Genomic DNA, 14,750 nt, shown 5'->3' on the forward strand with positions numbered 1-14,750 from the left:
AGTCGATTTCCGCCAGGCGGACCGTGATTGCCCGCCAGCATGCGATTAGCGCCGAAAAAGCGCAATAAATTGAGACTTAAACACAACACCGGCCCAGACAAGGGGCCGGATCGGCGAATCAGCGGTTGGGTGCCGCAATGTGCCGGATCAAACCGGGCTTTGCTGGAACTGGATGCGATGCAGATGCGCGTACAAGCCGTCCTGCTCGAGCAGCTCGCGATGGCTGCCACGCTCGACGATCCGCCCCGCTTCCATCACGAGGATGCGGTCGGCGCGCTCGATGGTTGACAGCCGGTGCGCGATCACGAGCGTCGTGCGGCCCTTCATCAGCGTTTCGAGCGCCGCCTGCACGTGGCGCTCGGACTCGGAATCGAGCGCCGACGTCGCTTCGTCGAGAATCAGGATCGGCGCGTCCTTGTAGATCGCGCGCGCGATGGCGAGACGCTGGCGCTGGCCGCCGGAAAGCATCATGCCGTTGTCGCCGACGAGCGTCTCGATGCCCTGCGGCATCGCCTGCACGGTGTCCCACAGGTTCGCCGCGCGCAGCGCCGCCTTCACCTTCTCCGCATCGACCTCCTGGCCGTACGCGACGTTGTGCGCGATGGTGTCGTTGAACAGCACGACGTCCTGGCTCACCATCGCGATCTGGCTGCGCAGCCCATGCAGGTCGTACTCGGGCAGCGCGACGCCGTCGACCAGAATCGCGCCGCCGGTAGGATCGAAGAAGCGCGGCAGCAGGTTCACGAGTGTGGTCTTGCCGCTGCCCGACGGACCCGCAAGCGCGACCATCTCGCCAGGGGCGACCTTGAACGACACCTGATCGAGCGTATGACGGTTGTGCGTCGAGCTGGTGCCGTAGGTGAACGACACGTCGCGGAACTCGACCTCGCCGCGTGCGCGAGCGAGCGGCTTGCCGCCGCCTTTCGGCTCGGCGGGCTCGTCGATCAGACCGAAGATCAGCTCGGCCGCCGTCATGCCGCGCTGCAACGGCTGGTTCACGTCCATCAGATGCTTGAGCGGCGAGATGATCAGCAGCATCGACGTGACGAACGCGACGAAGCCACCAACCGTCGTCTGATCCGACGACGACTGCACCACCGCGATCGTGATCACGACCGCGAGCGCGATCGACGCGAGGAACTGCGTCAACGGCTGCGCGAGGCCGCCGGACACCGTCATGCGCATCGCGTAGCCGCGCAGGCGCCGGCTCATCGAGTTGAAGCGGTCCATCTCGTACTGCTCGCCGTTATGCACCTTGACGACCTTGTAGCCGCCCACCGTCTCTTCGACGATGTACGACAGCTCGTTCGTGAGCAACTGATGCTCGCGGTTCAGGCGCCGCAGCCGGCGATTGATCTTGCCGACCAGCCAGCCGATGCCCGGCAGCAGCACCGCGACGATCAACGTCAGGCGCCAGTTCAGATAGAACAGATAGCCGAGCAGGAAGATCACCGTCAGCGAGTCGCGCACGAGCGTGACCATCACGCTCAGCAGCACGTTCAGAATCTGGTTGACCTCGAAGACGATCGCGTTGATCACCGTGCTCGCGGTTTCGCGCTGGAAGAACGCGACGCTCGTGTGGATCATGCGGTCGAACATCTTCAGACGCAGTTCCAGCAGGATCTTGTTCGACACGTACGCGAGCAGATAGCCGGATGCGTACTGCGACACGCCGCGAATCAGCGCGAGACCGATCACCGCGATCGGCACGAGCCACTTGGTCTTGTCGACCGCGTGCGAGCCGAAGCCCTTGTCGAGCAGTGGCTTGAGCAGTGCGGGAATGGCGGCGTCGGTGCCGGCGCTCACCGCCATCGCGACGATCGCGCCGAGCACGACCCACAGTAGCGGCTTGATGAATGGCCACAGGCGCCGCAGGACGACGGCCGGCGACGACGCATCGCCTGAACCCATGGGTTTGCTTAACGTTGGCTTCGCGCTCAAGGAATCCTCTGGAAATGCGGAACGGCGAGCACGCGGCGCAGGGTTGGGCGCCCGCGTGGAATATCAAAAAAGAGCATTGTAATCGGTTGCAGATGACGGCCGGCGCTCGGCGCGCGACGGCATGCGCGCAGCACCTTGGCGGATCGGCGCTGTGGTCTAGGGCCGGATGGGATGTGTATACTCGCTGCTCGATTGCCGGGTCGCGGGGCCCGCTCCGTCACTTCGTCCTCCACGCAGCTCAGGTATGCAAGAAACCACTCTCGGCGTTGCCATCATCACCCGGAACGCGGCGGCGCGGCTCGCCGAATGCCTGCAAGCCGTGGCCTTCGCCGACCAGATCGTCGTGATCGACGGCGGCAGCACCGACGGCACCGCCGACATCGCCCGCGCGCACGGCGCACGCGTGATCGAACAAACGGACTGGCCGGGCTTCGGCCCGCAAAAGAACCGTGCGGTCGACGCACTGACCACCAGTTGGGTCCTGTCGCTCGACGCCGACGAAATCGTCACGCCGGAACTTGCTGCCTCGATCCGCGCGGCGCTCGCCGCGCCCACCGCCGACGTCTACGCGGTGGACCGTCTGTCGAGCTTCTGCGGCCAATGGGTCCATCACAGCGGCTGGTATCCGGACTGGATTCCGCGCCTTTTCAAACGCGGCACCGCGCGCTTCTCCGACGATCTCGTGCACGAGCGCCTCGTGTTCGATACGCCCGCGCAACGCCTGACCGGCAAGCTGATGCACTACTCGTACGAGGACTTCGAGGGCGTGCTGCGCAAGCTCGACGCGTATTCGACGGCCGGCGCGCGGCAGCGCTACGAGGCCGGGCAGAAAGGCAGCATTCGTCTTGCGATCGGGCGCGGGCTATGGGCGTTCGTACGGACTTATCTGCTGCGGCGCGGTTTTCTGGACGGCCGCGCCGGGCTGATGATCGCGCTGTTCAATGCTGAGACGGTGTATTACCGGTTTCTGAAGCTGGCGCGGCTGGAAAAAACGGGCGGGCGATAAGCTGGGCTCAGGTTAGCCGGTACCCGCGGCACCGGCCGATCCACACCGCCGATCTCGCTCAATACACGATCTCGATCGAACTTCCCGCAAACTCGCCGCGCAGCGCGGCGAGCAGTTCGTCGGTCGGCTTCACGCGCCACGCGTCGCCCAGACGCATTTCGCCTTGCGCGTGTTCGCTGCGATACACCACCTGCACCGCAAGCCCATTCGGAATCTGCACCGCCTGACGCTGACGGCCGCCGTCGCCGCCGAAGCCGCCACGCCCGCCGCCGTTGCCACCGCCGTTGCCACGAGTGGCGGCCGCCGGCGCGGCTGCCGCGGCCGGCTCGTCCTTGCCGGCGGTGTGCGCTTCGAGCACCCGGCGCAATGCCTGTGCGTCCGCGTTGCCGTTCATCTGCACCTTCAGCGAGTCCGCGTAGCGGCAGCGCGCGCGGCCGAGATCCATCACCGTTTCGACGGTGAAGCGGATGCCGCCGGTGAACGCGTCGTTACGCGCCTGGCCCTGCACGATCAGCAGTTCGTCTTCCTTGAACAGCTGCTTGTGCTCTTCGAAGACCTCGTTGAAGACCGTCACTTCGCACTGGCCGGTGCCGTCGTCGAGCAGCGCGATCAGCATCTTGCCGCGCTGGGTCATCTGCGTGCGCAGCGACACGATCACGCCCGCGACCAGCTTGTCGCGCCCTTCCTTCAGCTCGCCGATCTTCTGACGCACGAAGCGGCGCACTTCGTCCTTGTACGCATCGAACAGATGGCCCGACAGGTAGAAACCGAGCGCGGCCTTTTCTTCCTGCAGCTTGCGCTTTTCCGGCCACTCGGGTTCGTCGACGAGTTCGTGGCCTTGCGACGGCGCGTCGCCCATGTCGAACAGACCCGCCTGCAGCGCATTGGCCGCCGCCTGCTCGGCCGCTTCCATCGCCAGCGACACCGAAGCGATCAGCTGCGCGCGGTTCGGATGCAATGTGTCGAACGCGCCGGCGCGAATCAGCGCCTCGATCGTGCGTCGATTGACGATGCGCCGGTCGACGCGATTGCAGAAATCGAAGATGTCGATGAAGCGGCCGTCCTCGCGCGCGCGCAGGATTTCTTCGATCGCGTTCTGGCCGCTGCCCTTGATCGCGCCGAGACCATAGCGGATCGTGCGCGAGCGCTTGCCATCGGCTTCGGCGACCGGCTCGAAACGATAGGCGGACAGGTTCACGTCCGGCGGCAACACGGCCATCTTGTTCGCGAGACAGTCTTCGAACAGGATCTTGACCTTGTCCGTGTCGTCCATCGCGAGCGACATGTTGGCCGCCATGAATTCGGCCGGATGGTGCGCCTTTAGCCACGCGGTGTAGTACGCGAGCAGCGCGTAGGCAGCCGCGTGCGACTTGTTGAAGCCGTAGCCCGCGAATTTCTCCATCAGGTCGAAGATTTCGTCGGACTTCTCGCGCGTGAGGCCGTTCCTGGCCGCGCCTTCCGCGAAAATCTCGCGGTGCTGGGCCATCTCCTCGGGCTTTTTCTTACCCATCGCGCGACGCAGCAGGTCGGCGCCGCCCAGCGAGTAGCCGCCGATGATCTGCGCCATCTGCATCACCTGCTCCTGGTAGACCATGATCCCGTAGGTCTCTTTCAGAACAGGTTCGACGCGCGGGTCCGGGTACTCGACCACTTCGCGGCCGTGCTTACGCGCGCAGAAGCTCGGAATCAGGTCCATCGGACCCGGGCGGTACAACGCGACGAGCGCGATGATGTCCTCGAAGCGGTCGGGCTGCGCGTCCTTCAGCATGCCCTGCATGCCGCGGCTTTCCAGCTGGAACACGGCGACCGTATTCGCTTTCTTCAGGATCGAGAACGACGCGGGGTCGTCGAGCGGCACCTGGCCTAGCGACCAGTCCTGCTTCGACGGATCGAGGCGGCGGATATAGCGCTCGGCCCAATCGAGAATGGTCAGCGTGGTCAGGCCCAGAAAGTCGAACTTCACGAGGCCGACCGCTTCGACGTCGTCCTTGTCGTACTGGCTGACGACGCCGCTGTCGTCGCCCTGCGTATAGAGCGGGCAGAAATCGGTCAGTTTGCCGGGCGCGATCAGCACGCCGCCCGCATGCATACCGACGTTACGCGTCAAGCCTTCGACGCGCTGCGCGAGTTCGAGCAGCTGATGCACTTCGTCTTCGTTGTCGAAGCGCTCCTGCAACAGCGGCTCTTCCTTCATCGCGTCGGCGATCGTCACGTGCTTGCCCGGCTTGAACGGGATCAGCTTCGCGACGCCGTCCGTGAACATGTAGCCGAGATCGAGCACGCGGCCGATGTCGCGCACCGCCGCCTTCGCCGCCATCGTGCCGAACGTCGCGATCTGCGACACCGCGTTCGCGCCGTACTTCTCCTTCACGTACTGGATCACGCGATCGCGGCCGTGCTGGCAGAAGTCGATGTCGAAGTCGGGCATCGACACCCGCTCCGGATTCAGGAAACGCTCGAACAGCAGGTTGTAGCGCAGCGGATCGAGATCGGTCACGCCGAGCGCATAGGCGACCAGCGAACCGGCGCCCGAACCGCGGCCAGGGCCAACCGGCACGCCGTTGTTCTTTGCCCAGTTGATGAAGTCCGCAACGATCAGGAAGTAGCCCGGAAAGCCCATCTTGATGATCGTGCCGCACTCGAATTCGAGGCGCTGGTGGTAGGTCGGGCGTTGCGCGTCGCGCTCGGCCTCGTCTGGATACAGCTGTTCGAGCCGCTTTTCGAGGCCTTCTTTCGACAGCTGCACCAGGTAGTCGTCGAGCGACATGCCGTCGGGCGTCGGAAAGAGCGGCAGCTTCGGCTTGCCGAGTTCGAGCGTCAGATTGCAGCGCTTGGCGATCTGTACCGTGTTCGCGAGCGCCGACGGAATGTCGGCGAACAGCGTGGCCATTTCCTGTTGCGTGCGGAAATACTGCTCGGACGTGAAGCGCTTCTGGCGACGCGGATTCGCCAGAATATCGCCTTCGGAAATACACACGCGCGCTTCGTGCGCGGTGAAGTCGTCCGGCGTCATGAACTGCATCGGGTGCGTCGCGACGACCGGCAGTTTCAGCGATGCCGCGAGCGCAACCGCCTGCTGCACGTACTGCTCGCCGCCAGGCTGACCATAGCGCTGCAACTCGATATAAAAGCCGCCCGGAAACACCTTCGCCCAATGCCGTGCATTGCGCTTCGCCGCCTCTTCATTGCCCGCTGCCAACGCAAGACCGATGTCGCCCTGCTGCGCGCCCGACAGCGCGAGCAGCCCTTCGCCCAAACCGGTTTCGAGCCAGCCGGCTTCGATTTCCGCGCGGCCGCGATACTGGTTCGTCAGCGAGGCCTTGCTGAGCAATTCGCAGAGGTTCAGGTAGCCGCGGCGGTCCTTGACCAGCAGCAGCAGACGGGAAGGCTTGTCGCGGTCGTCCGGATTGGTGATCCAGACGTCGCAGCCGGCAATGGGTTTGACCCCTTTGCCACGCGCTTCCTTGTAGAAACGGACGAGGCCGAACGCGTTGCCGAGGTCGGTGAGCGCGAGCGCGCCCTGACCGTCTTTGGCCGCCGCCGCGACGATGTCGTCGAGACGCACGATGCCGTCGGCAATCGAGAATTCGGAGTGAACGCGGAGATGGACGAAGCGGGGATCTGACATGGGCGACATTGTAACCCCACCCTTCCGCAGATTTCAGGTCTAAACGGCGCGTTGGCCATCCGGCCAGGACGAGGTCGGCGAGAGCCTTGTTTGCGCTAGCGCAACCCGTTAGCCATTCGGCCAGGTCGGGGAAAATCGCGGGTTGAGGGATAATAGAGGTTTCGCCTGTTTCGGCCTGGCCATTTAACTGGCAGATGCGCGGCAAACGCGCGCAAAACCGCGCGCAAAACCCCGGGTCTTGTACGGGGCGCGCAGCGGCGGCACGACCCGCCGCCCCTCGCCACGCCGGCCATCTTTACCGCAGAACACACATGAGTATCGTCAATCTCGCCGCGTATCAATTCGCGACCATCGAAGACACCGCCGCCTGGCGCCCGTTCGTCACCGAACGCTGCAATGCGCTCGGCCTGCGCGGCACCATCCTGCTCGCGCCGGAAGGCATCAACCTGTTCATCGCCGGCACCCGCGAGAACACCGACGCTTTCATCGACTACATCCGCCACGACGCGCTGTTCGAAGGCAAGTTCGCGAATCTGCAGTTCAAGGAAAGCCTGTCGGACAAGCAGCCGTTCACGCGCATGCTGGTCAAGCTCAAGCGCGAAATCATCACGATGAAAAAGCCGGCGATCCGCCCCGAGCTGGGCCGCGCACCGTTCGTCGACGCGCCCACGCTGAAGACCTGGCTCGACCGCGGTCACGATGACGAAGGCCGTCCGGTCGTGATGCTCGACACGCGCAACGCGTTCGAAGTCGACGTCGGCACGTTCGACAACGCGCTCGACTATCGGATCACGAAGTTCAGCGAATTTCCCGAGGTGATCGAGAACAACCGCGCCGACCTCGAAGGCAAGACGGTCGTGTCGTTCTGCACGGGCGGCATCCGCTGCGAGAAGGCCGCGATCCATATGAAGGACGTCGGCATCGAGAACGTGTACCAGCTAGAAGGCGGCATCCTCAAATACTTCGAGGAAGTGGGCGGCGCGCACTATCACGGCGACTGCTTCGTGTTCGACTATCGCACCGCGCTGAATCCGCAACTCGAACCGACCGCGACCGCGCAATGCTTCGGCTGCCGCGCGGTGGTCACCCCCGAGCAACAGCAATCGCCGATGTACGTCGCGGGCAAGACCTGCCCGGCGTGCCATCCGGACAGCAAGGCCGCGTGCGCCGCGTAACGACAGCCGGGGTGCCCCGCGCCGCGGGCGCCTCACCTGTCGTGCCCACACAATGACCTATCGCGGACGCTTCGCACCCTCGCCAACCGGCCCGCTGCATTTCGGCTCGCTGGTCAGCGCGCTCGCGAGTTGGCTCGACGCGCGCGCGCAGCGCGGCGCGTGGCTCGTGCGCGTCGAAGATATCGACGGACCGCGCACGGTGCCCGGTGCCGCCGAGGACATCCTCGCGACTCTCGAACGCTTCGGCATGCGTGCTGACGAAACGCCAGTCTGGCAAAGTCAGCGCATGGCGCGCTATCAGCAGGCGTTGGAGCAGTTGAAATCGACCGGTGTCGTCTATCCGTGCGGCTGCACGCGCAAGGAAATCGCCGATTCGCTATTGCACGCGCACGCGCGCAACACGACGCTCGCCTACCCCGGCACCTGCCGCACGGGTCTGCATGGCAAGACGGCGCGCGCGTGGCGCCTGCGCGTGCCCGACGGCGAGCCCGCCGTGATCACGTTCAACGACCGCTGGCAGGGTCCGCAGACGCAAAACCTCGCGACCGAGGTCGGCGATTTCGTGCTGCGCCGGGCGGACGATCAATGGGCGTATCAGTTGGCGGTCGTGGTGGACGATGCGGACGCGGGCATCACGCACATCGTGCGCGGCGCGGATCTGATGGATTCGACGGCGCGGCAGATTTATCTGCAGCGTTGCCTGGGTGTGGCGACGCCCGAATATCTGCATGTGCCGGTCGTCACCAACGAGCACGGCGAGAAGCTGAGCAAACAGACCGGCGCGACCGCGCTCGATAGCGACAAGCCGCTCGAAGCGTTAGTCGCGGCGGCACGGCATCTGGGACTGGAACTGGGAAGCGGGGTGCCTGCAACGCTGGAGCAGTTCTATAGCGCCGCAACTGCGGCCTGGGCAAAACGGATGAACATTCGCGTATCGAGATGATGCGCATGCGCGGAGCCTGCTGCGCTTTCCGAGACATCGAACCGCACGGCCCCACCGCTTTTCAGCTCGAGGCGTTGCACCCCGAGCTCCGAACCCAACAGCCCGCCTTACGAAGACGAAGGCGTCTTCCTCGGCATGCCGAAGCCACCGAGCAACGCAGCCAGTTGCCGCTTCGGCGCCGTCTTTTGCGGCGCAGCCGTCTCCTCGACCTTGCGCACCGATGCCGGCGACGGCTCGTACGGCTTCAGGAAGAAATCGTCGATCGGCTGCGCGCGATGATGATGCGGACGGTCATACGAACCCGACGCCCCGCCGCTGCGACGGCGACTGCGCTCGTCGCGCGATTCGCTGCGCTCGCGGCGCAGCGAACGATCATCGTGATGATGGCGCACCGGCGCCTCGACGGTCAGGCGCTGCAAGTCGAGCGGACGCTTGATCAGCTTCTCGATGTCGGCCAGTTGCTTGCGCTCGTTCGGGCTGCACAGCGACAGCGCGTCGCCCGATGCGCCCGCGCGGCCCGTACGGCCGATCCGGTGCACGTAGTCTTCGGCGTTGAACGGCAGGTCGAAGTTGATCACCGCCGGCAGTTCGGCAATATCGAGACCGCGCGCGGCGACATCGGTCGCGACCAGCGCCTCGACTTCGCCGCGCTTGAACGCGTCGAGCGCCTGCATGCGCTCGCTTTGCGAGCGGTCGCCGTGAATCGCGGTCGCGACCACGCCGTCGCGTTCGAGGCTGCGCGCGAGCCGGCTCGCGCCGATCTTGCTGTTGCAGAACACGATCACCTGCTTCAGGCCGCGCTCGCGGATCAGTTGCACGACCGCGCCGGTCTTGTCGCCCTCGGCGACTTCGTAGACGACCTGCGTGACATTGGTCGCGGTCGAGTTGCTGCGCGCGACTTCGATGGTCTGCGGGTTGCGCAGGTAGGTCGCGGCGAGCTTCTTGATTTCGCCCGAGAACGTCGCGGAGAACAGCAGCGTTTGGCGCTCTTTCGGCAGCAGATTCAGGATGCGCTGCAGGTCGGGCAGGAAGCCCATGTCGAGCATGCGGTCGGCTTCGTCGAGCACGAGCATCTGCACCTGACCCAGGTTCGCGGTTTTCTGCTGCACGTGATCGAGCAGACGGCCCGGCGTCGCGATCAGGATTTCGACGCCGCGGCGCAGTTGGTCGGACTGCGGATTCATATCGACGCCGCCGAATACGACCGCGCTGCGCAGCGCCGTGTGCTTCGCGTAGGCCTGCACGTTCGCGGCGACCTGGTCGGCGAGCTCGCGGGTCGGCGTGAGGATCAGCGCACGCACCGGATGGCGTGCCGGCGATGCGCTCGTATTGGCTTGCGGCAGCAGACGCTGGATGATCGGCAGCGAGAAGCTCGCGGTCTTGCCGGTACCGGTCTGCGCGGCGCCCATCACGTCACGGCCCGCCAGCACGACCGGGATCGCCTTCGCCTGGATCGGCGTGGGCGATGTGTAGCCCGATTCCTTGATGGCCTTCAGGATGTCGGGCGCGAGGCCGAATTGATCAAAAGTCTCGGTGCTGGGCGTGACGGCTGTGTCGGACATGGTGGCTTTCGCTAAAAAGGCGCGTGGCGCGGATGCGCGCGGCAGCGGTCGGGGCCGCGGAGGGCATCAGGATGAAGGCGGAGCCACGTCGTTCCGCGCGAGACCCGTGTGAGTTCGGTTAATGCGGCCGGCTCCGGTTGGCGGAAACACCCGCCGAAAGCCCAGTATTGTAGCACTTCAGCAAAAACGCTCACGACGGCCGGCTGGCCGGCCGCTCGCGGCCGTTGCTTCGGTCGCAGCGTAGTGCGCACAGACGACAGTGGCATGACAGCCGGGCGCCTGGGCGGGCGGCGCGCGGCGTTCGTCAGTTCGTCAGCCGTCCCGCGCGCGCCCTGCCCGCGTCAGAGCGCCCACTCACCACGTCTCGCGCATCACCATCAGCCGCAGCTCGGTCATATCCTCGATCGCGTAGCGCACGCCCTCGCGCCCCAGCCCCGAATCCTTGACGCCGCCATACGGCATGTTGTCGACGCGAAACGACGGCACGTCGTTGATCACGACGCCGCCCACTTCGAGCGCATCCCACGCGCGATGCGCATGCGCGAGCGAATCGGTGAACACGCCGGCCTGCAGGCCGAAGTCGCTGTCGTTGACCTGGGCGAGCGCCGCTTCGAAATCGTTGAAGCGCTCGAGGATCGCAACCGGCCCGAACGCCTCCTTGCGATAGAGATCGGTGTCGCGCTTCACGCCTTCGAGCAGCGTCGCCTCGAACATCGCGCCGTCGACCTTGCCGCCCGCGACGATTTGCGCGCCCGCCTGCACGGCCCCCTCCATCCAGCCGGCGAGCCGCTTCGCCTCCGATTCCGAGATCATCGGCCCGACGAAGGTCTTCTCGTGCTTCGGATCGCCCATCACCAGCGACTTCGTCTTCGCGATCAGCTTCTCGCGCAGCGCGTCGTAGACGCTCGCATGCGCGAGAATCCGCTGCACGCCGATGCAGCTCTGCCCCGACTGATAGAACGCGCCGAACGCGAGCCGCTCGACCACGTAGTCGAGCTTGCCGCCCTGATCGCCGTCGACGATCGCCGCGGCGTTGCCGCCCAGCTCGAGAATCACCTTCTTCTTGCCGGCTTTGCGCTTCAGCTCCCAGCCGACCGCCGGCGACCCGGTGAACGACAGCAACTTGAAGCGCTCGTCGGTCGTGAACAGGTCGGCGCCGTCGCGGTGCGCGGGCAAAATCGAGAACGCGCCCTTCGGCAGATCGGTTTCAGCGAGAATTTCGCCCATGATCAGCGCACCGACCGGCGTGCGGCTCGCCGGCTTCAGCACGAACGGCACGCCCGCCGCGATCGCCGGCGCGACCTTGTGCGCGGTCAGGTTCAACGGAAAATTGAACGGCGAGATGAACGAGCACGGCCCGATCGGCACGCGCTTCACGTAGGCGTGGTAACCGTTCGCGCGCGGCGAAATCTGCAGGTTGATGATCTCGCCGTCGATCCGCACGCTCTCTTCCGCAGCGACCTTGAACGTGTCGATCAGGCGCGTGACTTCGCCCTTCGAATCGTTGATCGGCTTGCCCGCCTCGATGCACAGCGCGAGCGCCAGTTCGTCGTAGCGCTCGCGAAAGCGCTTCACGCAGTGTTCGAGCACCGCCTGGCGCTTGAACGGTGGATAGGCGCGCATCGCGGGCATCGCATCGACCGCAAGGCCGATCGCCTTGTCGATCGCGGCCGCGTCGGCCATCGCGACGCGGGTGGCGACTTCGCCGCTGAATTTGTCGGTGACTTCGAGATCGGTGTTGGCGGCGACCGGCTCGTTCGCGAGGTAGTAAGGATAGGTTTTCTGCAACATGTCGCGCTCTCCTTGAAGCGATTCACAGCGTCGATGCACAGAGACTCAAAGCCGCGCGGACAACCGCTTGATCTCGCGGTTGAGGACGCGCTCGTTGTCCGAATAGTCGATCGGCACGTCGATCACGTGCACGCCGGGCGTCACGAAGCACTCGCGCAACAGCGGCGCGAACTGTTCGGCGGCCTCGACCCGATGCCCCTGCGCGCCATAGCTCTGCGCATAGGCGACGAAATCCGGGTTCGCAAGCGTCATGCCGTAGTCCGGGAAGTTCATGTTTTCCTGCTTCCAGCGGATCATGCCGAACGCGTCGTCGCGCAGGATCAGGATCACCAGATCGAGCTTCATGCGCACCGCCGTTTCGAGCTCCTGCGAGTTCATCATGAAGCCGCCGTCGCCGCACACGGCGATCACCTTGCGCTCCGGATGCACGATCTTGCTCGCGATCGCCGACGGCAGCCCCGCACCCATCGACGCCAATGCGTTGTCGAGCAGCAGCGAATTCGGTTCGTGCGCGCGGTAGTAGCGCGCGAACCAGATCTTGTACATGCCGTTGTCCAGACACACGATGCCGTCGACCGGCGTGGCCTCGTAGACGTCGTTGACGATCCGCACCGGGTACATCGGAAAGCGGTCGTCGTGCTGCCCCTTGACCAGATGCGCCTCGAAGTGCTCCTTGATCTCCTTGAAGCGCGTGAAGTCCCAATGCTCCTGACGCGTCTTCAGGCTCTCCTTCAGCTGCCACACCGCATTCGCGATATCGCCGACCACTTCGATCTGCGGGAAGTACACCGGATCGACTTCGGCGCCGAGGAAGTTCACGTGGATCACCGTCTTTTCGCCCGCCTCGCCGCTGCGCATGAAAAACGGCGGCTTTTCGATCACGTCGTGACCGACGTTGATGATGCAGTCCGCGTGCTCGATCGCGCGATGCACGAAGTCGCCGTCCGAGAGCGTCGCGTTGCCGAGCCACATCGGATGCGATTCGTCGATCACACCCTTGCCCATCTGCGTCGTGAAAAACGGAATGCCGATCTGGTCGACGAATTCGCGCAGCATCTTCGTCGTGGTCTTGCGGTTGCCGCCCGCGCCGATCATCAAGAGCGGATGCTTCGCGGCGGTGATCGCCTCGACCGCGCGCGCGACCCCTTTCTCTTCGGCGACCGGACGGCGGCTGTAGCTCTTCGGAATCGGCTTGCCGTCGCCCTCTTCGTGCGCAACGTCCTCGGGCAATTCGAGGTGCGTGGCGCCCGGGCGCTCCTCCTCGGCGCGGCGCACGGCCTCGCGCACCGCCGCCGGAATATTGCCGATCGACACGATCTGCCGCGTGTACTTGGTGAGCGGCTCCATCATCCGCACCACGTCGACGATCTGGAAGTGCCCCTGCTTGCTCGACTTGATCGGCTTCTGGCCCGTGACCATCAGCATCGGCATGCCGCCCAACTGCGCGTAGGCGGCCGCGGTCACGAAGTTGGTCGCGCCGGGGCCGAGCGTCGCCAGACATACTCCCGTGCGGCCGGTGAGCCGGCCGTAGGTGGCGGCCATGAAGCCGGCCGCCTGCTCGTGGCGCGTGAGGATCAGACGGATTTTCGAGCGGCGCAGCGACTCGAGCAGATCGAGATTTTCTTCACCGGGGATGCCGAACACATACTCGACACCTTCGGCTTCCAGCGATTTGACGAACAGGTCCGATGCTTTCATTGAGGGTCTCGCTTGATGACTCGGGGGACGGACAATCGAAGACGACAACGACGGCTGCGCGCGAAACACCGTATCGCGCGCGCGGCATGGCAAACGGCATGGCGAACGCCATGCTGGACAGCTTACTACTCGAATGGAAACGATGTGCGCGAGGGGCAGCAAGCCGGGCGCAAGAAGAAGCAGGCGGCGGCAGATGATGAAGCCGCCGCATGAGGCGCATGTGTGCGCCGTTCAATGAATCAGCGAATCACCGTTACGCAGTCGGAGAGAACCGGCGGCGCGTTCTCGCCGCTCGTCAGGTCATATAGATTGGCGCGCGGACCCTTGGTCCACCACGTATAGCTGCCGGCCTGGTACTTCACGCCGGACGCCGAGACAGTGTTGACGAACAGCATCGACGTGCCTTTCACCGGCAGCACGGCGAAGCTCTGGCCGTTCTGCGCGTTCCAGTAAGTGACCTGCAGGATCTTGCCGGTCGCGCACGTGTATTTGCGCGTCTGGTGGTTTTTGCCTTCGATGTTCTTGAACTGCAACGGCGCGGCCGATGCGCCGCCGGAAGATGCCGCCAGCCAGGCCACCATCGATGCTGCCACCGTGAGAAATGCAACACGCCATGTCTTCATCGAACACCTCGATTGTTGCGGGGGTCAGGCAGGGAAGGCATACCGGCCGCCGCCGCGCGGGTCACAGACGGATTACGGGCAGCTCATGGGCAATTCACGGACAGCTAACGACGTTTCAAGGATCGATCACGTCGGCGCACGCATCGGTCGGCGCGGCGGCGACGTGCCCGACCACCGGCACGATCTTCAGTCCCGCCGAAGCGACCCGGCAAGGCGCCGCGGCGAGCCCGCAGCCGCTGATACCGGCACACAGCGCGAACCCCACGCCGAGTGCGCCGACCCGTCGAAGCGCGCCGCGCCAAGGATTGCTACGCGATTCAAGCGCCATACGATCCTCTACTCCGATCTCTTTGCTGCGATAAGTCAGCAACGAATCCGGCGTA

At 64.9% G+C, this 14,750-nt stretch carries 10 protein-coding genes; 3 read left to right on the plus strand and 7 right to left on the minus strand.

Features of this window, described 5'->3' with window-relative positions; all coding sequences use genetic code 11:
- Positions 1-147 precede the first annotated feature (147 nt).
- Positions 148-1,941, minus strand: a complete 1,794-nt coding sequence (msbA, locus tag GCT19_RS00265; protein WP_041734305.1) for a lipid A export permease/ATP-binding protein MsbA — start codon at positions 1,939-1,941, stop codon at positions 148-150.
- Between the two features lie 244 nt (positions 1,942-2,185).
- Here msbA and GCT19_RS00270 point away from each other — a divergent pair, with 244 nt between their 5' ends.
- Positions 2,186-2,947 carry a glycosyltransferase family 2 protein gene (locus GCT19_RS00270; RefSeq protein WP_018431565.1) on the plus strand — a complete coding sequence of 254 codons (762 nt, stop codon included), beginning with the start codon at positions 2,186-2,188 and terminating at the stop codon, positions 2,945-2,947.
- Between the two features lie 58 nt (positions 2,948-3,005).
- Here the strand turns inward: GCT19_RS00270 and dnaE are convergent, their stop codons facing one another.
- Positions 3,006-6,584 (minus strand): DNA polymerase III subunit alpha, encoded by a 3,579-nt coding sequence (gene dnaE, locus GCT19_RS00275; protein WP_152850735.1) that lies wholly within the window; start codon positions 6,582-6,584, stop codon positions 3,006-3,008.
- A 302-nt stretch (positions 6,585-6,886) separates the two neighbouring features.
- Between dnaE and GCT19_RS00280 the strand changes: the two genes are divergently transcribed.
- Positions 6,887-7,750, plus strand: coding sequence for a sulfurtransferase (locus GCT19_RS00280; RefSeq protein WP_018431567.1), 864 nt, complete (start codon positions 6,887-6,889; stop codon positions 7,748-7,750).
- 52 nt (positions 7,751-7,802) lie between these two features.
- A complete protein-coding gene (gene gluQRS, locus GCT19_RS00285) occupies positions 7,803-8,693 on the plus strand; it encodes a tRNA glutamyl-Q(34) synthetase GluQRS (protein ID WP_152850736.1) in 891 nt (296 codons plus the stop codon).
- Positions 8,694-8,800: 107 nt separating this feature from the next.
- On the opposite strand, the gene GCT19_RS00290 is transcribed toward gluQRS, so the two are convergent.
- The 5 genes from GCT19_RS00290 to GCT19_RS00310 form a co-directional block, all read right to left on the minus strand.
- Entirely contained in the window at positions 8,801-10,255 is a 1,455-nt protein-coding gene (locus GCT19_RS00290; protein ID WP_013088862.1) for a DEAD/DEAH box helicase, read from the minus strand.
- Positions 10,256-10,609: 354 nt separating this feature from the next.
- Positions 10,610-12,046, minus strand: a complete 1,437-nt coding sequence (locus GCT19_RS00295) for an aldehyde dehydrogenase family protein (protein WP_013088861.1) — start codon at positions 12,044-12,046, stop codon at positions 10,610-10,612.
- Between the two features lie 45 nt (positions 12,047-12,091).
- Positions 12,092-13,744, minus strand: coding sequence for an acetolactate synthase large subunit (locus GCT19_RS00300; RefSeq protein ID WP_152850737.1), 1,653 nt, complete (start codon positions 13,742-13,744; stop codon positions 12,092-12,094).
- A 239-nt stretch (positions 13,745-13,983) separates the two neighbouring features.
- Complete coding sequence (locus GCT19_RS00305; protein WP_152850738.1) at positions 13,984-14,367, minus strand: MliC family protein; 384 nt, start codon at positions 14,365-14,367, stop codon at positions 13,984-13,986.
- 115 nt (positions 14,368-14,482) lie between these two features.
- Entirely contained in the window at positions 14,483-14,695 is a 213-nt protein-coding gene (locus tag GCT19_RS00310) for a DUF6726 family protein (protein ID WP_152850739.1), read from the minus strand.
- Positions 14,696-14,750 lie beyond the last annotated feature (55 nt).

It is taken from the genome of Paraburkholderia atlantica (genome assembly GCF_009362785.1).
In the GTDB taxonomy this organism is placed as follows: Bacteria; Pseudomonadota; Gammaproteobacteria; order Burkholderiales; family Burkholderiaceae; genus Paraburkholderia; species Paraburkholderia atlantica.

Coding starts and splice junctions, on each gene's coding strand:
- GCT19_RS00270 (WP_018431565.1), top strand. CDS start 2,186: ATGCAAGAAACCACTCTCGGCGTTGCCATCATCACCCGGAACGCGGCG.
- dnaE (WP_152850735.1), bottom strand. CDS start 6,584: ATGTCGCCCATGTCAGATCCCCGCTTCGTCCATCTCCGCGTTCACTCC.
- GCT19_RS00280 (WP_018431567.1), top strand. CDS start 6,887: ATGAGTATCGTCAATCTCGCCGCGTATCAATTCGCGACCATCGAAGAC.
- gluQRS (WP_152850736.1), top strand. CDS start 7,803: ATGACCTATCGCGGACGCTTCGCACCCTCGCCAACCGGCCCGCTGCAT.
- GCT19_RS00290 (WP_013088862.1), bottom strand. CDS start 10,255: ATGTCCGACACAGCCGTCACGCCCAGCACCGAGACTTTTGATCAATTC.
- GCT19_RS00295 (WP_013088861.1), bottom strand. CDS start 12,046: ATGTTGCAGAAAACCTATCCTTACTACCTCGCGAACGAGCCGGTCGCC.
- GCT19_RS00300 (WP_152850737.1), bottom strand. CDS start 13,744: ATGAAAGCATCGGACCTGTTCGTCAAATCGCTGGAAGCCGAAGGTGTC.
- GCT19_RS00305 (WP_152850738.1), bottom strand. CDS start 14,367: ATGAAGACATGGCGTGTTGCATTTCTCACGGTGGCAGCATCGATGGTG.
- GCT19_RS00310 (WP_152850739.1), bottom strand. CDS start 14,695: ATGGCGCTTGAATCGCGTAGCAATCCTTGGCGCGGCGCGCTTCGACGG.